This window comes from Mycobacterium zoologicum (assembly GCF_020181635.2).
GTDB lineage: Bacteria > Actinomycetota > Actinomycetes > Mycobacteriales > Mycobacteriaceae > Mycobacterium > Mycobacterium zoologicum.
The window spans coordinates 1-20,089 of the sequence record NZ_JAYJJS010000045.1 but is presented as its reverse complement, the minus strand read 5'-3'; the positions used below and the strand labels follow the sequence as shown (position 1 = coordinate 20,089).

Sequence of the window (20,089 nt, the reverse complement as noted above, 5' to 3'; positions counted from 1 at the left end):
CGAGACGGGACTTCCACCCGCTAGTCCAGTCCAACTTGCAGGACGCAACATCGCTTCAGGCTAGCGCCGGTGGCGGAAATCGACTGGGCCGCAGCGGCGCGTGTCGCTAGCGTGCACGGGTATGGAACTCGATGCGGCAGCTTTCAGCAGCCAGTGGGTGCAGGCCTGGAACAGCCACGACGTGGCGGCGGTCCTGGAGCACTTCCATGACGACGTGGTGTTCACCTCGCCGGTTGCTGCCCAGATGTACCCGGAGACGGCGGGAGTCATCCGTGGCAAAGCAGACCTGCGCCGCTACTGGAGCGGCGCCGTGACACGGATGACCGATCTACACTTCGCCGTCGAAGGCGTCTATACCGGGATCGATACCATTGTCATCAACTACCGCAACCAGAACGGCGGCCTCGTCAACGAGGTGCTCCAGTTCGACGACGACGGCCTGGTCATCGAGGGACACGGAACGTACCTGGCCTGACGAAACGAAGATATCGCCATGAAATCGCTTGCCGTCACCGCCGGCGCTGCCGCCTTATTGGTGGGGGCCGCCCCCGCCCACGCCGAGCCGACCCAGGAGCTGCCGACCGCCGACCAGGTCAACCACGTGCTGACCGACCTCGCCGACCCGGAGATCCCGGATCAGACCAAGGGCACGCTGGTGCAGGGCGGGATCGGCTCGGCCGAGCGCCGGGCATTCAACCGCAGCCGGCTGAAGAAGGCTGCCGACCACGGCGAACTCCCGCTGACGTTCGACGTGGGAAATATCTGGCCGGTCGGGGCGGACACCGCTGCGGCGCAGGTCACGCTGTCAGGCCCGAAGCTGGCCCCGACGACCAAGGTCTTCACGTTCGTCGACCAGGGCGGGTGGATGCTCTCCAGCGATTCGGCCGCGACGTTGATCCAGGCTGTTGCCGAAGACTGACCGGTCCGTACCGGAGCTACTCGCCGCCGCCGTGGCCGCACTCGGCGGCAGCGAACGCGACGGCCAGGTGCGGATGGCCGAGGCGGTGGCACAGGCGTTCGACACCGACGAGCACCTGGCGGTGCAGGCCGGCACCGGCACCGGTAAGTCGCTGGCCTACCTGGTTCCGGCTATCGCCCGAGCGGTGGCCGATGACCACCCGGTGGTGGTGTCGACCGCGACCATCGCCCTGCAGCGTCAGCTCGTCGACCGTGACCTACCGCGACTCGCCGACGCACTCGAACCCGTGCTACCCCGACGACCCACCTTCGCGCTGCTCAAGGGCCGACGGAATTACCTGTGCCTGAACAAGATCCACAGCGGTGCCGCCGAGGAATCCGACGGCGCGCCGCAGGAGGAGCTGTTCGAGCCGATGGCGGCCAGCGCCCTGGGACGCGATGTGCAGCGCCTCACCGCGTGGGCCGAAGACACCGACACCGGCGACCGCGATGACCTCAAACCCGGTGTGCCCGAACGGTCCTGGTCGCAGGTCAGCGTGTCGGCGCGAGAATGCGTGGGCGCCACGCGGTGCCAGTTCGGCACCGACTGCTTCGCCGAGCGGGCCCGGGCCGTGGCCGGCCAGGCCGATGTCGTCGTCACCAACCACGCGCTGCTGGCCATCGACGCCATCTCGGATACCGCGGTGCTGCCCGAGCACCAACTGCTGGTGGTCGACGAGGCCCACGAGCTGGTGGACCGGGTGACCTCGGTGGCCACCGCCGAGCTGACGGCGGCCGCGCTTGGCGTCGCGGTGCGCCGGGTGGGCCGGCTGGTCTCCCCCGAGCTGGTTCAGCGCCTCGACGCCGCCTCCCTGACGTTCGGCTCGGCGATCCATGATGGCACACCCGGCCGGATGGATCACCTCGACGACGAGATGGCGATCTATCTGACCGCGCTGCGCGACGCCGCCGGCGCCGTCCGCTCGGCCATCGATACCGCACCGTCGGACCCCAAAGCCGCTGCGGCACGCAAGGAGTCGGTTGCCGCGCTGACCGAGATCGCCGACACCGCGGCACGCATCCTGACCTCGTTCGAACCGTCCATCCCCGAACGCACCGACGTGGTGTGGCTGAGCCACGAAGACCACCGCGGCTCGGTGCGGCCCGTGTTGCGGGTGGCACCGCTGTCGGTGGCCGCCCTGCTGCACGACCGGCTGTTCGGCCGGGCGACGACGGTGCTGACCTCGGCGACCCTGACGATCGGCGGATCCTTCGATGCGATGGCCGGAGCCTGGGGCCTGACCCTCGGCACCGGTACCGAAGCCGCGCCCTGGCGGGGCCTGGATGTCGGCTCCCCGTTCGAGCACGCCAAGGCCGGCATCCTGTACGTGGCCGCGCACCTGCCGCCGCCCGGCCGCGACGGCACCGGAACCGCCGAACAACTCGACGAGATCGCCGGGCTGATCACCGCGGCCGGTGGCCGCACCCTGGGGCTCTTCTCCTCGATGCGGGCGGCGCGCACCGCGGCCGAGGCCATGCGCGAGCGACTGGACACTCCCGTGCTGTGCCAGGGCGACGACACCACCGGCGCACTGGTCGAGCAGTTCGCCGCCGCCGACGAGACCTCACTGTTCGGCACGTTGTCGCTGTGGCAGGGCGTCGATGTGCCGGGGCCGTCGCTGTCGCTGGTGCTCATCGACCGCATCCCGTTCCCGCGGCCCGACGATCCGCTGCTGACCGCCCGACAGCGCGCCATCAGTGCCCGCGGCGGCAACGGATTCATGGAGGTCGCCGCCAATCACGCCGCTTTGCTGCTGGCCCAGGGCACCGGACGGCTGCTGCGCAGCGTCGACGACCGGGGAGTCGTGGCGATCCTCGACTCACGGATGGCGACCGCCCGCTACGCCGGATATCTGCGCGCATCACTGCCGCCGTATTGGGCGACGACTGACACCGACAAAGTCCTACTGGCGCTGCAGCGGCTGCGGGAGGGCTGAGGCCAACTATTGTTCTTCCCCATGCCACCTGCCTGCCGAACCCCTCGTATGTGTGCGGCGGCCTGCACCCTGATCCTGCTGCTCAGCGGATGCGCCCACATGCTCGACGGGAAAGCGGTGTCCAGCTTCGCCGACCCGTTCCGGGTGGGCGGTCTGCAGGCCGTCGACGGGCCGACCGGGCTGCGGCCCGACGCCCCGCCGCCGGACCGTGAGGTCAAGGACACCGACGGCGGGCGGATCGATCAGCTCGCCGCACAATCCGTCAGCGACCTCGAGGCGTTCTGGACGACCACCTACCCCAACAGCTTCGACGGTGACTTCCGGCCGGCGAGCTCGCTACTATCCTGGGACCCTGCGCGGCCCCGCGGAACGTTCTGCCGGAGCAGGACTTTCCTACTGGTCAACGCCGCCTACTGCTACCTGGACAACACCATCGGCTGGGATCGCCGGATATTGCTGCCTGCGCTGCGCCGCGCCTACGGCGACATGGCCATCCCGATGGTGCTCGCCCACGAGTACGGTCACGCGATCGCCCGGGCGGCCGGCATCACCAAACGGCGTGAGACCCCCACCCTGGTCGCCGAACAGCAGGCCGACTGCCTGGCCGGTGTCTACCTGCGTTGGGTGGCCCAGGGCGACTCGCCGCGCTTCACGCTCAGCACCGGCGACGGGCTGAACGGCGTGCTGTCCACGATGCTGGCGCTGCGTGATCCACTGCTGCAGCCCGACGAGACGATCGGCGACAACGAACACGGCTCGGCATTCGAGCGAATCTCGGCGTTCCAGTTCGGGTTCACCGAGGGCGCGGACTCGTGCCGGTCCATCGACGCCGAGGAGATCGAACAGCGCCGCGGTGAACTTCCGATCCAGTTGCAGCAGGACCAGACCGGTGAGGTCGCGGTCAGCGAAGACTCGGTGCAGGTCATCGTCGAGGCGATGAACATCCTTTACAAACCCGCCAAGCCCCCGCAGCTCAGCTTCGATGCCGGGGCCGCGTCGTCGTGCACCGACGCCCGCCCCAGTCCGCCGGCGTCGTACTGCCCGGCGACCAACACCATCAACGTCGACCTGCCGGCTCTACAGGCCATCGGCACGCCCAATCGGGACGAGAAGCTGGCGACACTGTCCGGCGACAACACCGCGTACTCGATGCTGGTCTCGCGGTATCTGCAGGCCGTGCAGATAGAGCACGGCGGGCTGGTGCTCGACAACGCCGCCGCCGCACTGCGAACCGCGTGCCTGACCGGGGTGGCCACCACCAGGCTGTCCCAGGGGGTCACCACCTCCAACGGCGGCATCATCGCGCTGACCGCCGGCGACCTCGACGAAGCGGTCGCCGGGTTGCTCACCAACGGCCTGGCGGCCGGCGACGTCAACGGCGAGTCGGTCCCGGCCGGGTTCTCCCGCATCGACGCCTATCGCACCGGGGTGCTCAGCGACGACGACCGTTGCCTGCAACGCTTCCCCTGACGTCTCACCTCTCAGGCCGGTGCCCCACCGATTACCGTGGGTGAAAAGCCCGACGACGAACGGAGTATGCGTGGCTGGCCGTGCCGAGGTCGACGACATCGAGCCGGTCATCTCGCTACCACCCAAGCTGTCGCCCGTGGATATCGCTCGGCTGCTGGCCGGCGAACACCACGATCCGCACTCGATACTGGGCGCCCACGAATACCACGGTGTCACCGTGGTGCGGGTGCTGCGGCCACGTGCGCGTCAGGTCGTGGTGCTCGCCGGAACCGACCGGTTCACCATGGACCCCCTGGGCTCCGGGCTGTTCGCGGTCGAGTTGCCGGTCACAGGCCTGGCCGACTACCGACTGGAGCTGCACTACCCGGAATCGGCCCGGTTCGCCGAACCCACCGGAGTGCACACCATCGCAGACGGTTACCGCTTCGCGCCGACGCTGGGCGAATTCGACCTGCACCTGTTCAGCGAGGGTCGACACGAACGTCTGTGGGAGGTGATGGGTGCCCACAGGCGGACGTTGACCACCCCAGACGGCGAGGTCGTCGGAGTCTCGTTCGCGGTGTGGGCGCCCAATGCCGTCGGCGTGGGCCTGATCGGCGACTTCAACGGCTGGGACAGCAACGACGCACCGTTGCGATCGTTGGGTTCCTCCGGGGTCTGGGAGTTGTTCTGGCCCGACTTCCCCCCGGATGGCCTGTACAAGTTCCGTATTCACACCGCCGGCGGTGCGATCACCGACCGCGCGGACCCGTTCGCCTTCGCCACCGAGGTGCCACCGCGGACCGCCTCGCAGGTCACGCGCAGCACCCACGCCTGGACCGACGACGAATGGATGTCACAGCGGCCCACACGCAATCCGCTGGCCGAGCCGATGAGCACCTACGAGGTACACCTGGGCTCCTGGAAGCCGGGGCTCGACTATCGCGAACTCGCCTCTGAGTTGACGGAATACGTTGTGCAGCAGGGATTCACCCACGTCGAGTTTCTTCCGGTGGCTGAGCACCCGTTCGGCGGGTCCTGGGGATACCAGGTGACGTCGTACTACGCCCCCACCGCACGTTTCGGTACGCCCGACGATTTCCGGATGCTGGTCGACACGCTGCACCGGGCCGGGATCGGCGTGATCGTGGACTGGGTGCCGGCGCACTTTCCGAAGGACGACTGGGCCCTGGGCCGTTTCGACGGGACGGCGCTCTACGAGCATTCCGATCCACGCCGCGGTGAGCAACTCGACTGGGGCACTTATGTCTTCGACTTCGGCCGGCCCGAGGTGCGCAACTTCCTGGTCGCCAACGCGCTGTACTGGCTGACTGAGTTCCACGTCGACGGGCTGCGGGTGGACGCGGTGGCGTCGATGCTCTACCGGGATTATTCGCGGCCGCACGGCGGTTGGACGCCGAATATCCACGGTGGCCGGGAGAATCTAGAGGCGGTGCAGTTCATTCAGGAGTTGACTGCGACCGCGCACCGGGTGGCGCCGGGCACCGTGACCATCGCCGAGGAATCCACCTCATGGCCAGGTGTCACCCGGAACACCAGCCTTGGCGGCCTGGGCTTTTCGATGAAATGGAACATGGGCTGGATGCATGACACCCTGGCCTACCTCGGCCACGACCCGGTGCATCGAAGCTACCACCACCACAACATGACGTTCTCGATGCTCTACGCCTACAACGAGAGTTACGTGCTGCCGATCAGCCACGACGAGGTGGTGCACGGCAAGGGCACGCTGTGGTCGCGAATGCCCGGTGACGATCACCAGAAGGCGGCGGGCCTGCGGGCGCTGCTGGCCTACCAGTGGGCGCATCCCGGAAAGCAGTTGCTGTTCATGGGCCAGGAGTTCGGGCAGCGCAGCGAATGGTGCCACGACCGCGGCCTGGACTGGTTCCAGCTCGACGAGCCGGACGGCTACTCACGCGGCATTCAGCGCCTGGTCAGCGACATCAACGGCCACTATCTCGCCATTCCGGCACTGTGGAGCCAAGACGACGACCTGCGCAGCTACTCCTGGATCGACGCCAACGACTCGGCCAACAACGTGCTGAGTTTCCTGCGCTTCGGCGCCGACGGGTCAATGCTGGCCTGTGTGTTCAACTTCGCCGGCATCACCCACACCGAGTATCGGCTGGGCCTGCCGCAATCCGGCGGGTGGCGCGAAGTGCTCAACACCGACGCGCAGATCTACCGGGGTTCAGGCATCGGCAACCTGGGTGAATTTCACGCCACCGAAGATCCCTGGCATGGTCGGCCGGCGTCGGCGGTGCTGGTGCTGCCGGCGTTGTCCGCGCTGTGGCTCGAGCCCGAATAGCCCGGTCAGTACAGCGCGTTGGCCAGGTTGCGGCGGCCGGCGACCACGTCCGGATCGGCGGGGTCGAACAGCTCGAACAGCTCCACCAGCCGGGTCCGCACCGCGGCGCGCTCGTCGCCGGCGGTCCGGCGCACCAAGGCGATCAGCCGGTCGAAGGCGGCATGGACGTCCTGGTTCATGATCGACACGTCGGCTGCGGCAAAGGCGGCCTCGATGTCGTCGGGGGCGGCGTCGGCAATCCCCGGTGCATCGGGATTCCGGCCGGTGGCCCGTTCCAGGAAGGTGAGCTGGCGCAGTGCACCCTTGGCCTCGGCGTGGTTCGGGTCGGCGTCCAGCAACCCCTGATAGGCGACGCGGGCCGCGTCGAAGTCACCGGCGTCGAGGTATTGGCGGGCTTGGGCCAGGACGGGGTCGACCGGGGCGGGCTGTTCGGCGTCACCGCCGCCGGAGAGCTTGCCCGCGGTGGCCGACAGCAGCGAGTCCACCCAGCGGCGCAGCTGGTCCGGCGGCTGCGGCCCTTGAAAGCTCGTGATGGGTTGTCCGGCGGCCAGCGCCACCACGGCGGGTACCGCGTCCACGCCGAACACCTGCGCCACCCGCGGGGCGACGTCGACGTTGACCATGGCCAGCGACCAGGTGCCGCCGTCACCGGCGGCCAATCTGGCCAGGTTGTCGGCCAACTGGATGCAGGCTTCGCTGCGCGGGGACCACAGCAGCACCACCACCGGTACCTGATTGGACCGGACCAGCACCTCGTCTTCGAAGTTGGCCTCGGTGATCTCGGTGGCACCCGGCGGAGTCGGGACCTCCCCGGCCGGCCCCGCAGCCGGTTGCTTGAGACCGGACAGGTCCACTGCGCCGGCCAATGCCGGGCCGATCGGGGGCCGAGGACGCGTCACGCCGTCAAGTCTGTCATGTGCGCCGCCGCGTCCACGGCGGCGGTCGACTTCGCCCCGACAAGGCTCACTATGAGCAAGATCACACTCCCATTTCCCCGGTGCCGGACCTACGGGTCCAGCAACCTACGCAACCGTAGGAAGGCCGCTACCCGGCGCGCAGAATCAGGGCGTCACCCTGGCCACCGGCACCGCACAGCGCCGCCACCGCGTAGCCGGACCCGCGCTGCTTGAGCGCCAGCGCGGCGTGCAGCGTGATGCGGGCGCCCGACATCCCGATCGGGTGTCCGACGGCGATCGCCCCGCCGTGCACGTTGACGACGTCGGGGTCGATTCCCAGTTCACGGGTCGAGGCCAGCGACACCGCCGCGAACGCCTCGTTGATCTCCACCACGTCGAGTTGATCGACGGTGATGCCCTCCTTCGCGATGGCTTTCTTGATGGCGTTGGCCGGCTGGGATTGCAGGGTCGAATCCGGCCCGGCGACGACGCCGTGGGCGCCGATCTCGCACAGCCAGTCCAGCCCCAATTCCTGCGCTTTGGCCTTGCTCATCACGACCACCGCGGCGGCGCCGTCGGAGATCTGCGACGACGAACCGGCGGTGATGGTTCCGTCCTTGCGGAACGCCGGCTTGAGCCCGCCGAGGGAGTCCGCGGTGGTGTTGGCCCGGATGCCCTCGTCCTCGGTGAACTCCAGCGGATCCCCCTTGCGCTGCGGGATCTTCACCGGCACCACCTCATCGGCGAAGACGCCGTCCTTCCACGCCGCGGCGGCCTTGCGGTGCGACTCGGCGGCAAACTCGTCCTGCTCGGCGCGGGTGAACTTGTCCTCGTCATTGCGCTGCTCGGTCAGCGCACCCATCGGCTGATCGGTGAACACGTCGTGCAGGCCGTCGTAGGCCATGTGGTCGAGTGCCGTGACGTCGCCGTACTTGTAGCCCTCGCGGCTCTTGGGCAGCAGGTGCGGAGCCTGGGTCATCGACTCCTGGCCGCCGGCGACCACCACGTCGAACTCGCCGGCGCGGATCAGCTGGTCAGCCATGGCGATGGCGTTGATCCCGGACAGGCACATCTTGTTGATGGTCAGCGTCGGGACGTCCCAGCCGATGCCCGCGCCCACCGCCGCCTGCCGGGCCGGCATCTGACCGGCGCCCGCGGTGAGCACCTGGCCCATGATCACGTACTCGATAAGCGACGCCGGGACCTTCGCTTTCTCCAGCGCCCCGGCGATGGCGATGGCCCCCAGGTCACTGCCGGAGAATTCCTTCAGCGAACCCATCAGCCGGCCGATGGGGGTCCGAGCCCCAGCAACGATCACCGATGTCGTCATGACTACCTCCAGGCCGGGTGTGAACGGCCGATCTTGCCGATCGGCGCAGCGCGATGTTTCCAGTCAGGTTACCGTTAGCCCTATGACGACCGAATCCTTCGCCGGCCCGTTCGAGGCGCGCACCCCGTTGGCCTCGGCCCTGGTGACAGCGATCGACCACGTCGGCATCGCGGTGCCGGATCTGGAAGCGGCCAAGAAGTGGTACCACGACCAGCTCGGCATGATCGTGCTGCACGAAGAGGTCAACGAGGAGCAGGGCATCGTCGAGGCGATGCTGGCGGTGCGCGGCGCCCCGGTCGGCAGTGCCCAGCTCCAGCTGATGGCCCCCATCGACGAGTCGTCGACCATCGCGAAGTTCCTGGACAAGCGTGGCCCCGGTCTGCAGCAGCTCGCCTACCGAACCAGTGACATCGATGCCCTTTCCGAACGTCTGCGCGAGCAGGGCGTCCGACTGCTCTACGAGGCGCCCCGGCGTGGCACGTCGAACTCGCGGATCAACTTCATCCACCCCAAGGACGCCGGCGGCGTGCTGGTCGAGTTGGTCGAGCCGGCAGCGAGCGCCCCGAAACACTGAGTCTTTAGGACCACTTCGTGGTCGGGGCTACTTAAGACCACTTCCGGGTCGGGCCCCGGGTTGCGCGATTGGTCCAGCACGGTGTGTGCCAGTGCCGCCGATCCTCACCGGAAGCATCTGACTCGGCTCGCCATGTCACCACATGCGCTACGCCGCAACGAATCTCATGATCGCAGCCGGGACACCGATACACCTTGAGCGCCCGGGAGCCGGCGATGGACGCCACCACGTAGTCGTAGCCGTCCGGTCCGGTCTCGACGCGCTGCGGGTTCGCCGACAGTCGCAACGGCTGGTGCGGACGCGAGGGGCTGCGGCGGCGAGCCATGGTGAACAGCGTAGCGATCAGGCCAGTTTGGAAAGCGCGACCGCCGCGTCGTAGCCGCCGAACCCGTCCAGCTCGCCTCGGCGCAGACGATTCACCCAGGTCGGGTCGGCCAGCAGGGCGCGCCCCACCGCCACCACATCGAACTCCCCCGCCTCGAACTGCTCCACCAGAAGGTCAGTCGGTGCAGGCGCGATCACCTCGCCGCGTTTCTCGCTGCGGAACTGGGTGTCCAGGCCGACCGATCCCACCGCGATCACCGGCACACCGCTGACCTTCTTGGTCCATCCGGCCAGGCTCAGCTCGGCGTCGTCGTCGGGGAACGCGGGCACGTAGTGCCTGCGCGTCGACGGGTGCAGCATGTCGACTCCGGCTTCGACCAGCGGCGTGAGCAGTTCGGCCAACTGGGCCGGATCCTCGACGATCGACGCCGCGTAGTCGGTGCCCTTCCACTGCGAGAACCGGAAGATGATCGGGTAATCCGGTCCCACGGCGTCGCGGACCGCCGCGACCACCTCGGCCGGGAATCGGGTCCGCGCGGCCAGCGAGCCGCCGTATTCGTCGGTACGACGGTTGGTGCGCTCCCAGAAGAACTCGTCCAGCAGATAACCGTGGGCGCCGTGGATCTCGACCGCGTCGAAGCCGACGTCGCGCGCGTTGACAGCACTGCCGGCGAACTCCTGCGCTATCTCGTGGAGCTCGTCGCGCTCCAGCGCCCTGCCGCGGGGCTCACCCCGTCCGTCGACACCCGACGGCCCGACCGGCACCACCCCGTCGTCGTCGCGGCGCTCAACCCCCTGGTGCCACAGCTGGGCGGCAATGGTGGCGCCTTCGGCGTGCACGCCGTCGACGACGCGTGTCCAGCCGGCGAGCACCTCGTCACCGGCGATCGTCGGCACGCTGGCCGGGAATCCCGCCGCCGGGTCGGGCAACCGGATGCCCTCGGTGATGATCAGCCCGACCCCGCCCGCGGCACGCCGTCGGTAGTAATCGGCGACGTCAACTCCGGGGATGCCGCCCGGTGATGCCTGCCGGGTCATCGGCGCCATCGCGAACCGGTTCGGGATGGTCAGCGAACGAACGGTCACGGGCTGGAATAGATCTTGCAAGAATTCACGCTGTGCCACGGACGGCTCCAACGCGCGACCCGCGCCGGCTATTCCGCCGCTGGTTCAGAACAGCCGGTACTCGTCGCTGGCCATGCCGCGCATTGCGTCGTAATCCAATGTCAGACAGCGGATACCACGGTCGGTGGCCAGTGTGCGCGCCTGCGGTTTGATCTGCTGCGCGGCGAACACCCCGCTGACGGGCGCGAGCAGGCCGTCCCGGTTCAGCAGGTCCAGATACCGGGTGAGCTGCTCCACACCGTCGATCTCACCGCGCCGCTTGATCTCCACGGCCACCGCTCGGCCCTGCGCATCGCGGCACAGCAGGTCCACCGGGCCGATCGCCGTCATGTATTCCCGGCGCACCAGGGAGTAACCCTCGCCGAGCAGTTCGACATGCTCGGCGAGCAGTACTTGCAGCTGGGCTTCGACACCGTCTTTCACCAGGCCGGGATCCACGCCGAGTTCATGGCTGGAGTCGTGCTCGATCTCCTCGATGGTGATCCGCAGCTGATCACCAGTCTTGTTCGCCACCACCCACACCGGCAGCTCACCACCGGTTTCCTCGGTGAACCGACACGGAGGGCTCATCCAGTTCAGCGGCTTATAGGCACGGTCATCGGCATGCACGCTCACCGAACCGTCGGCCTTGAGCAGCAGCAGCCGCCGAGCCGACGGCAGGTGTGCGGTGAGCCGGCCGACGTAGTCGACGGTGCACTGGGCGATCACGAGTCGCATCCGATCCACCTTAAAGGCCCGCGCCGAGCAATTATCCTTACGCCACAATGAAGCGTCCAAAGACGACCGCGCAACGCCTGGGCCGAATTCTGGAGCTGTTGACCCGCCAGAGCGGCCGACTGCCCGAAACACCCGAATACGGTTCTTGGCTGCTGGGCCGGGTGTCGGAGAGTCAGTACCTGCGCCGGATCCGTATCCAATTCATCATGACCGTCGTTATCGTCGGGACGAACCTGGTCGGGGTCGGCGTGGCGGCCCTGCTGGTGACCGTGGCCTTTCCGACGCCCAGTGTGTTCTCCGACGCCCCGACTTGGCTGACGTTCGGGGTCGTTCCGGCATACGTGGCGATCGCGTTGATCTTCGGCACCTACTGGATCACGCGGCGCACCATCAAGAAGTTGCGTTGGGCGATCAAGGAACAGGAACCGACACGCGTGGATGAGCGCAACGCCTTCCTGGCGCCGTGGCGGGTGTCGCAGGTCGTGCTCGCGTTATGGGGTGTGGCGATTGTGCTGTTCACGATCCTCTACGGGCTCTCGGACAACTACTTCATTCCGATCGTCGGATTCACTCTGAGCGTCTGCGGCATCCTCGTGGCCACCGCCTGCTATCTGTGCACCGAGTTCGCATTACGGCCGGTGGCCGCGCAGGCACTGACCGCCGGCCCGCCGCCGCGGCGATTCCTGTCCGGCATCATGGGCCGGACGATGATGGTCTGGCTGCTCACCTCCGGGGTTCCGATTCTCGGTATCGCCCTGACTGCACTGTTCGCCGTGGTGCTGAAGAACCTGACCCTGACTCAGTTCGGCACCGCCGTGCTGATCGCATCGGTGGCGACGCTGATCTTCGGATTCCTGCTGATGCTGATCCTGGCCTGGCTCACCGCAACTCCGGTGCGGGTGGTGCGCGCCGCGCTCAAGCGCGTCGAGCAGGGCAACCTGGGCGCTGACCTGGTGGTGTTCGACGGCACCGAACTCGGGGAATTGCAGAGCGGTTTCAACGCGATGGTGCACGGGTTGCGGGAGCGGGAGCGGGTGCGCGACTTGTTCGGCCGGCACGTCGGCCGCGAGGTCGCGGCTGCGGCCGAACGTGAGAAGATCCAGCTCGGCGGTGAAGAACGTCATGTCGCAGTCCTTTTCGTCGACATCGTCGGTTCGACGCAGATCGTCACAGCCAAGCCGGCGACAGAGGTCGTGACCCTGCTCAATCGGTTCTTCGCCGTGGTCGTCGACGAAGTGGACCGCCACAGTGGGCTGATCAACAAGTTCGAGGGTGATGCGACGCTGGCGATCTTCGGTGCCCCCAACCACCTCGATCAGCCAGAAGACGAAGCGCTGGCCGCAGCTCGCGGCATCTTGTACCGGCTGGCCGACGAGGTGCCGGAGATCCGGGCCGGTATCGGGGTGGCGGCCGGACAGGTCGTCGCCGGAAACGTCGGGGCCAATGAGCGTTTCGAATACACCGTGATCGGCGAGCCGGTCAACGAGGCCGCCCGGCTGTGCGAGCTGGCGAAAGTTAAGACGCTGCCGCTGTTGACCACCGCACGGACGCTGCGCGCCGCGAGCATCGACGAGCAAGCGCATTGGGTGCTGGGCGATTCGATGGTGTTGCGCGGTTATGACCAACCCACCGTGCTGGCCGGCCCGCTGTAGGTACGCCCGCCGCTACAGCGCGGCGAGCGCGTCCTTTGCGGTGGCGAACACCATCGCGTCGTAGTCCGCGGGTGCGACGGTTTCAGCGGGATCAACGAGCAGTCCCCGCTTGCCCAGTGCTTCCAGATCTGCCGCCAGGCCTGCGAGCAGGCCGCGCGCCGGGTCGCTGATCGTGTGCAGGCGCGACACGTCGAGGATCGCCGTGTCGAATTCGGCGCACTCGCGGGTGACGGTACGGGTCACCTGTTCAGCGCCGGCGAACAGCAGGTCGCCGTGCACCTCGTAGACCCGAACGCCGGGACGCGGGTTGTATGTCCCGCGGATCGCCGCGTGGGCATCGCTGCTGACGGTCAGGAAGTGCAACCCGAGCTGCTGAGAAAGACTGCGGCACACCAGCATTCCACGAACACTGTTGCCCTTGGCGTCGATCCTGGGCGAATAGACTCCGATACCGAGTTGACCGGGCAGCACCGCCACGATGCCGCCGCCCACGCCACTCTTGGCGGGCAGGCCCACGGCGCTGACCCATTCACCGGCGGCGTCATACATTCCGCAGGTCACCATGACCGACAACGCGCGCCGCACCACCGTCGCATCGGTCACCTGCCGCCCGGTCGCCGGATTGCGCCCGCCCCGAGTCAAAGTCGCGGCCATCCGGGCCAGATCGGTGCTGGTGACCTTCAGGGAGCACTGCCGGATGTAGACATCGAGAGCCTCGTCGGGGTCACAGGCCAGTGCACCGAAACTGTCCATCAGATAAGCGATTCCGCGGTTGCGGCTGCCGGTGGCCTTCTCGGAGCGGTAGACCTCCTCGTCGAACTCGAGACTGCGGCCCGCGCACGCGCTGTAGAACTCACGGATCAGGCCGAAACGGTCGGCAGCGGTCCTACCCGGTATCAACGAACACGCCACGATCGCACCCGCGTTGATCATCGGATTCTTCGGGACGTTGGTGACCTGGTCGACGCTGATCTTGTTGAAGCCTTCACCGGAGGGTTCCACCCCGATCCGCGCATCGACAGCCGCCAGCCCCAATTGGTCCAGTGCCAGTGCGTAGGTGAACGGCTTGGAGATCGACTGCATGGTGAATTGCACACCCGCGTCACCGGATTCGTAGACATAGCCGTCCGATGAGGACAACGACAGACCGAAGCCGGTCGGGTCGACCCTCGCCAGTTCCGGGATGTAGTCGGCCAACTGTCCGCCGGTGACGGCGGCGTGTTCGGCGAGGATTCCGTCGAGGTATCGCTGTACCAATGCCGCCACGTCCAGATCGTAGCCCGTCGGCCCGGCACTGTCGTGTCGCTTTTCCGCTAGTGTTGCCGGCCTTCGCGTGCCATCGTTACAACCGTGCACGACGACTTCGACCGCTGCTATCGGGCTGTGAGGTCCAGCGATGCCCGCTTCGATGGCTGGTTCATCACCGCGGTGCTGACCACCGGGATCTACTGCCGGCCCAGCTGCCCGGCGCGTACCCCGCTGGCACGCAACGTGCGGTTCTACCCGACCGCCGCGGCCGCTCAGCGGGATGGCTTCCGAGCCTGCAAGCGGTGCCGCCCGGACGCGGCTCCCGGCTCACCGGAATGGAACATCCGCGGCGACGTCGTCGGCCGGGCGATGCGTCTGATCGCCGACGGCACGGTCGATCGCGACGGTGTCGCCGGGATGGCCGCCCACCTCGGCTATTCGGCCCGCCAGGTGCAACGCCTGCTACAGGTCGAGGTCGGCGCGGGTCCGCTGGCTCTGGCCCGGGCGCAGCGGGCACAGACCGCGCGCATCCTGATCGAAACGACCGACTTGACGATGTCCGACATCGCGTTCGCGGCGGGGTTCGCCAGTATCCGCCAGTTCAACGACACCATCCGCGCGGTGTGTGCCGCCACCCCGAGCGCATTGCGGGCCCAAGCGGACACCCGAGGCAGCCGCGACAGCCACGGGCCCGGCACGGTGTCTCTGCGACTGCCGGTACGTACTCCGTTCGCCTTCCAGGGCGTCTTCGGGCACCTGGGGGCCTCCGCGGTCCCTGGCTGCGAAGAGGTGCGCGACGGAGCCTTCCGGCGCACCCTGCGGCTGCCGCACGGCAACGGTATCGCCGCACTGACTCCCGCCCCCGATCACGTTCGATGCCTGTTGACACTCGACGACTTCCGGGACCTGACCACGGCGATCGCCCGCTGCCGACGGCTGTTGGACCTCGACGCCGACCCCGAGGCGGTCATCGAAACGCTCACCGGCGACCACGAATTGGCGGCCCTGGTGGCCAAAGCCCCGGGGCAGCGTATTCCGCGAACCGTCGACGAAGCCGAACTGGCGGTACGGGTGGTGCTCGGCCAGCAGGTGTCGATCAAGGCCGCCCGCACCCACACCCGGCGACTGGTGCTGGGACACGGCGACCAGATCAGTGACCCGGCAGGCGGTCTGACGCATGTGTTCCCGTCCGTGCAGCGACTGGCCGACCTCGATCCCGACGAACTGGCGCTGCCCCGAGCACGTCGGCAGACCCTGGTCAGCCTGATCGCAGCGCTCGGCGATGGCAGCCTCGCGTTGGGGGCCGGCTGCGATTGGGAGCAGGCCCGCCACGATCTGCTGCGCCTTCCGGGGATCGGGCCGTGGACCGCCGAGGTCATCGCGATGCGAGGCCTGGGCGACCCGGACGCGTTTCCGGTAGCCGACCTGGGTGTTCAGCTGGCCGCCCGCCATCTGGGCCTGCCCGATACCCCACGGGCACTGATCGAGCGCAGCACCCGCTGGCGTCCGTGGCGGTCCTACGCCACCCAGCATCTGTGGACCGCACTCGACCACGCCGTCAACGACTGGCCCCCGACTTCCGAGGAGATCGCATGACCATTCAGCGCATCATCGACAGCCCGATCGGCCCGCTGACGCTGGCCGGTGCCGACGGCAGGCTCGGCCATCTGTTGATGATCAACCACTCTCACGCTCCCGATCACACCGGCTGGCAACGCGATGACACCGCGTTCCCCGACGTCGTCGAGCAACTCGGGGCGTATTTCGCGGGAGACCTCACCGAGTTCGACCTGGCCTACACCATGGGCGGCACCGAGTTCCAGCGACGCGTGTGGACCGCCCTGCTGACGATCCCCTACGGCCAGACCCGCTCCTACGGTGAGCTCGCCGATCAGATCGGGTCACCCAGCGCGTCGCGTGCCGTCGGATTGGCCAACGGCCGCAACCCGATCTCGATCATCGTCCCGTGCCATCGCGTGATCGGTGCCAACGGCAGCCTGACCGGGTACGGCGGCGGTATCGAGCGCAAGCGCGCACTGCTGGACCTGGAACGACGTCACGCCAGCGCGACCTTGTTCGACTAAGCGATCATCAGTCCGGCATCGGGTATTCGGTCGTGTCGGTGAAGCCCTGCAGGAAGGTCCAGAGACCGGTCAGGGCCTCCTCCAGCGTCGGATTCGGCGAGTCCACGACTCCCACGATGTACCCCTCCTGAATGAGAGCGGCCAGTGACGGGTCCTCCATGAGCGGGACGACCTGGTAGGTCGCGGGGTCCAGCAGGCTGGCGAGAGCATTGCTGATCCCTTGTTGCACACCATTTCCCAGCGCAGTGGCGAGCTCACCCAGATCGATATTGGCGGGGAACAGCCCGGACGCCGGAGTCACATCGACGTCTCCCGGAGGCCAGCCGTGATCGATGTTGCCGTAGCCGAGGTTCACCAGGATGCGGGTGACGGGCTCCAACAGCTCATAGAGCGGTTGTCCGAGCACCGGGATCAGCTTCAGCGGGGCCAGCAGCGGCAGCAGCTCCGAGGGAAACATGTAATACGAGTTCAGCGAGTCGGGATCAGAAGTCGGCAGCTCGACTGCGGACGCGACCTGTTCGGGCGTCACGCTCAACAACACCGAATGCCCGTAGATGAAGCCCATGAATGAGTTCAGATCGGCCAGCGGATTGAAATACGTGGGCCGGAACGCGACCATATCGTATTCGTAGTTGTAGACGTCGGTGTGATACAGATCGGTGGGAATCTCACTGGTGCCCGGGGAGCCGATCAACACGAACCGGACCAGATCGTTTGACACTCCCTCGTCGGCCAGTCGCTGCATCAGATCCGAGGAGATCAGCGCGCTCTGCGAATAGCCGAACACCACGACAGGGTGATCGGCGTCGACGCCGCCACCGGCGATCTGGCCCATGATCGCGTTGTAGAGAATCTGCCCACCGACCGCCTGCGACGTCGAACTGACATTCTCCGGCGTCCACAGCGACACCAGATCGCCGCCGAATCCGTGCGGTTGCAGATATGCGGCGTTGATGGCCTCGAGGTACCGCTCGGACGGCTGCGGCATACCGGTGCCGCCCATCACGAATGCGACACCGTCACCCAGCGACGTTCCGTTGCCGGTAAGCCCGATCGCCCGCGATTGCGCGCCGGCCACCGGTGCCCCGGCCAAGAGCCCGGCCGCTGCGACCGCGATGACAAGGGGTACGCAAGGGAAGGTTCGCACCGAACACCATCCTGTTGATTTCCTTAGATTCCGCTTAACGGTATCGCCCGGGGGCAGATACGGCAACAGCAATCACCCGCGAGGTTTGACGAGCCCGGTAAATGCCAGGGAAATCCCCGCGCGTTTTCAGGCCGCCGTTGCAAAGGAAAGCCCTGTATCGCTGAGCGGCCCGGTGTGGCTAGTTTCGTGTTACGTGGGCGGCCCGAGGGGTGTCGCCCACGCGCGGGTAAAGGCGGGGCCAGTGTCGCGATCGCCGACATCGACGGTGACGGCGCGGTTGCGGCGGCCACCGAACTCGGAAACGGATCGATCGGAATCGCCTGTGACGTAAGGCCCGGCGCCGATGTGGCGGCGGCGGTGAGCACTGCGGTCGAGGCCTTCGATTGTGACCTGACCGCGCACGGATCAGCGCCGCTGCCCGGCTACACCGGGCTATGCATATTCCGTGATGTCGCAGTCCAATTCGGAACGACCAATCGTCGGCCTGACAGCCGCTCGGCGTGCTTAAGTGAGGGCGCATGTGCGTTGCGACCGACGCGGCGTTGGGGCCGGGGGAGCCACATTCGATCCGGATCAATCAGGAGGATTCTTCTCATGAGCTGGGGAATGACACGGCGATCGGCATTGAGCGCAGCAGGATTGGCAGTCGCCTCGGTCGGCGCCGGGGCCGCGTTGGCCGGGTGCTCAACCGACAACACCGCACCGACGGAGACGTCGGGCGAATCAGCCCAACCCCATCCGTCTGAGACGCCCGCGGCCAAGATCACCCAGCCCGTGCCCGGGGTGGTGATGCACCCCGGCTATGCCCGCACCTTCGGGCAGACGGCGTATCTCTGGGGATGGCCGCTGGTCAATATGCTCAACCGCAAGGCCTCGATCACCAGGGCGCCGCATCCCGGTCGGCTCAACGGGGTGCTGCCCGCCGCCCCGCGAGGGCGATTGGCCATGCTGTCCGACTACATCGATCCCGCCCAGACCTTCATCGCGTGCCCCAATCAGGACGTTGTCTACGGGTTGTCGTACATGTCGCTCGACGAAGAACCTGTGATCATCCAAGTGCCTGATTTCGGCGATCGGTTCTGGGTGTACGCGCTCTATGACCAGCGCACCGACCAGTTCGGCGAACTCGGCAAACCCTATAACTCCAAGCCGGGGTTCTACCTGCTGGCCGGTCCGAACTGGAAGGGCGACAAGCCCGACGGCGTCGAAGCTGTGCTGCGGTCCTCGACCGCGTTGGCGGCGGGAATCCCCCGGGTGTTCATGGATGACACTCCCGAAGACCGTGCCGCTATCCAACCGGTGATCAAGCAGATCAACATCTACCCGCTGACCGAGTTCGACGGATCGATGAAGACGGTCGAATGGGCCAAGCTTCCGAGCCTGCCCACCCCTCCCACGCAGGGCGGCGGTGAAACCAGCTGGGTGATCCCCGAGCAGTTCTTCGACCAGATCGGCACGGCCCTGGAGGCGGTCGCCCCGCTGCCGGGGGAGGAAGCGCTCTATGCGCAGTTCACTGCGCTGCTCGACGCCGGGAAGGACCCGGAGGTGAAGAAAGTCCTCACCGACACGGCGGTCGCCTCCGAGACTGATGTCATCACACCGTTCCGGCAATGGGTCCACAACGGTGTGCCGGTGGGCAGCAATTGGAACCGATCGGTCAACAACGCCATGTTCGGCTTCGATTACTTCAACCGTACCGCGACCGCCAAATCGAATATGTTCGAAAACCGCCCCAACGAGACCCAGTACTTCTACACCGACCGCGACGGCACCGGCGCCGCGCTGCACGGTAATCGCACCTACCGGATTACTTTTCCTGCGGGACAAGAACCCCCGGTCCAAGGCTTCTGGTCAGTGACCCTCTACAACGAAGAACATTTCTTCAACCCGAATCCGTTGAACCGCTACTCCCTGGGTACCAAGAACAAGTCGCTCACCCGCGGCGAGGACGGATCGTTGACCCTCTATGCCGGCGCGAAATCACCCGGTCCCAACAAAGAAGCGAACTGGCTGCCCGCACCGGACGGACCGTTCTCCCTCTACATCCGCGCCTACTGGGGCAAGCCCGCCATCACCGACGGCACCTGGAAACCACCCGCCGTCGAGGCCATGTGACCGAACGACCGGTCGTCTGAAATGCCGCCGATCGACGTGACGAGATCCGTGCGACAGCTGGACTTGAAGCAAAGCGGGCGGGCCACGGTGAGCCCTACGCCGAAACGCAGTACAGCATTGCCCTTTTTCTTGATGCGCACTCGATTGATAAAGGAATAAAAGTGCCTGTGCCCCCCAATTTTTGTTGGGGGGCACAGGGCTTTAT

At 67.0% G+C, this 20,089-nt stretch carries 18 protein-coding genes; 10 read left to right on the top strand and 8 right to left on the bottom strand.

Annotated elements, in window-relative coordinates; all coding sequences use genetic code 11:
- Positions 1 to 121 precede the first annotated feature (121 nt).
- The 5 genes from K6T84_RS22925 (at position 122) to glgB (ending at position 6,672) form a co-directional block, all read left to right on the top strand.
- A complete protein-coding gene (locus K6T84_RS22925) occupies positions 122 to 475 on the top strand; it encodes a nuclear transport factor 2 family protein (protein ID WP_225401710.1) in 354 nt (117 codons plus the stop codon).
- An 18-nt stretch (positions 476 to 493) separates the two neighbouring features.
- A complete protein-coding gene (locus tag K6T84_RS22920; RefSeq protein WP_225401709.1) occupies positions 494 to 919 on the top strand; it encodes an MTB12 family secreted protein in 426 nt (141 codons plus the stop codon).
- A complete protein-coding gene (locus K6T84_RS22915; protein WP_225401708.1) occupies positions 906 to 2,894 on the top strand; it encodes an ATP-dependent DNA helicase in 1,989 nt (662 codons plus the stop codon). Before K6T84_RS22920 ends, K6T84_RS22915 begins: the two co-directional genes overlap by 14 nt.
- Before the next feature lie 99 nt (positions 2,895 to 2,993).
- Positions 2,994 to 4,364 carry a neutral zinc metallopeptidase gene (locus K6T84_RS22910; protein ID WP_329786897.1) on the top strand — a complete coding sequence of 457 codons (1,371 nt, stop codon included), beginning with the start codon at positions 2,994 to 2,996 and terminating at the stop codon, positions 4,362 to 4,364.
- Between the two features lie 97 nt (positions 4,365 to 4,461).
- Positions 4,462 to 6,672, top strand: a complete 2,211-nt coding sequence (gene glgB, locus K6T84_RS22905) for a 1,4-alpha-glucan branching protein GlgB (protein WP_225401987.1) — start codon at positions 4,462 to 4,464, stop codon at positions 6,670 to 6,672.
- Positions 6,673 to 6,677: 5 nt separating this feature from the next.
- On the opposite strand, the gene K6T84_RS22900 is transcribed toward glgB, so the two are convergent.
- Positions 6,678 to 7,571: a tetratricopeptide repeat protein gene (locus K6T84_RS22900; RefSeq protein ID WP_224865063.1), complete on the bottom strand. Its 894-nt coding sequence runs from the start codon at positions 7,569 to 7,571 to the stop codon at positions 6,678 to 6,680.
- 145 nt (positions 7,572 to 7,716) lie between these two features.
- Positions 7,717 to 8,898, bottom strand: coding sequence for an acetyl-CoA C-acetyltransferase (locus K6T84_RS22895; protein ID WP_225401707.1), 1,182 nt, complete (start codon positions 8,896 to 8,898; stop codon positions 7,717 to 7,719).
- Positions 8,899 to 8,980: 82 nt separating this feature from the next.
- On the opposite strand from K6T84_RS22895, the gene mce reads away from it, so the two are divergent.
- Entirely contained in the window at positions 8,981 to 9,472 is a 492-nt protein-coding gene (gene mce / locus K6T84_RS22890; RefSeq protein ID WP_224865061.1) for a methylmalonyl-CoA epimerase, read from the top strand.
- A gap of 31 nt (positions 9,473 to 9,503) precedes the next feature.
- Here the strand turns inward: mce and K6T84_RS22885 are convergent, their stop codons facing one another.
- The 3 genes from K6T84_RS22885 to nucS all read right to left on the bottom strand — a co-directional run bounded on the left by K6T84_RS22885 (position 9,504) and on the right by nucS (position 11,638).
- Positions 9,504 to 9,797, bottom strand: coding sequence for an Rv1322 family protein (locus K6T84_RS22885; protein ID WP_224865060.1), 294 nt, complete (start codon positions 9,795 to 9,797; stop codon positions 9,504 to 9,506).
- Positions 9,798 to 9,814: 17 nt separating this feature from the next.
- The gene (locus tag K6T84_RS22880) at positions 9,815 to 10,903 is read right to left on the bottom strand and encodes an NADH:flavin oxidoreductase (protein WP_255612495.1); all 1,089 of its coding nucleotides are present in this window, start codon (positions 10,901 to 10,903) and stop codon (positions 9,815 to 9,817) included.
- 63 nt (positions 10,904 to 10,966) lie between these two features.
- Positions 10,967 to 11,638 carry an endonuclease NucS gene (gene nucS, locus K6T84_RS22875; protein WP_224865058.1) on the bottom strand — a complete coding sequence of 224 codons (672 nt, stop codon included), beginning with the start codon at positions 11,636 to 11,638 and terminating at the stop codon, positions 10,967 to 10,969.
- A gap of 47 nt (positions 11,639 to 11,685) precedes the next feature.
- Between nucS and K6T84_RS22870 the strand changes: the two genes are divergently transcribed.
- Positions 11,686 to 13,290 (top strand): adenylate/guanylate cyclase domain-containing protein, encoded by a 1,605-nt coding sequence (locus K6T84_RS22870; RefSeq protein ID WP_225401706.1) that lies wholly within the window; start codon positions 11,686 to 11,688, stop codon positions 13,288 to 13,290.
- Between the two features lie 12 nt (positions 13,291 to 13,302).
- On the opposite strand, the gene glsA is transcribed toward K6T84_RS22870, so the two are convergent.
- Complete coding sequence (glsA, locus tag K6T84_RS22865; RefSeq protein WP_225401705.1) at positions 13,303 to 14,556, bottom strand: glutaminase A; 1,254 nt, start codon at positions 14,554 to 14,556, stop codon at positions 13,303 to 13,305.
- Positions 14,557 to 14,640: 84 nt separating this feature from the next.
- Between glsA and K6T84_RS22860 the strand changes: the two genes are divergently transcribed.
- Together K6T84_RS22860 and K6T84_RS22855 are read left to right on the top strand one after the other, a co-directional pair.
- Positions 14,641 to 16,134: a DNA-3-methyladenine glycosylase 2 family protein gene (locus tag K6T84_RS22860; RefSeq protein WP_225401704.1), complete on the top strand. Its 1,494-nt coding sequence runs from the start codon at positions 14,641 to 14,643 to the stop codon at positions 16,132 to 16,134.
- Positions 16,131 to 16,622: a methylated-DNA--[protein]-cysteine S-methyltransferase gene (locus tag K6T84_RS22855; RefSeq protein WP_225401703.1), complete on the top strand. Its 492-nt coding sequence runs from the start codon at positions 16,131 to 16,133 to the stop codon at positions 16,620 to 16,622. The genes K6T84_RS22860 and K6T84_RS22855 overlap by 4 nt, the downstream gene beginning before the upstream one ends.
- Before the next feature lie 7 nt (positions 16,623 to 16,629).
- Here K6T84_RS22855 and K6T84_RS22850 read toward each other — a convergent pair whose 3' ends face one another.
- A complete protein-coding gene (locus K6T84_RS22850; protein ID WP_225401702.1) occupies positions 16,630 to 17,769 on the bottom strand; it encodes a PE-PPE domain-containing protein in 1,140 nt (379 codons plus the stop codon).
- A 606-nt stretch (positions 17,770 to 18,375) separates the two neighbouring features.
- Between K6T84_RS22850 and K6T84_RS22845 the strand changes: the two genes are divergently transcribed.
- Positions 18,376 to 19,884: a DUF1254 domain-containing protein gene (locus tag K6T84_RS22845; protein ID WP_329786896.1), complete on the top strand. Its 1,509-nt coding sequence runs from the start codon at positions 18,376 to 18,378 to the stop codon at positions 19,882 to 19,884.
- On the opposite strand, the gene K6T84_RS22840 is transcribed toward K6T84_RS22845, so the two are convergent.
- Positions 19,821 to 20,089 (bottom strand): hypothetical protein (locus tag K6T84_RS22840; protein WP_329786895.1); only part of this gene is annotated, 269 nt, incomplete at its 5' end. The genes K6T84_RS22845 and K6T84_RS22840 overlap by 64 nt on opposite strands.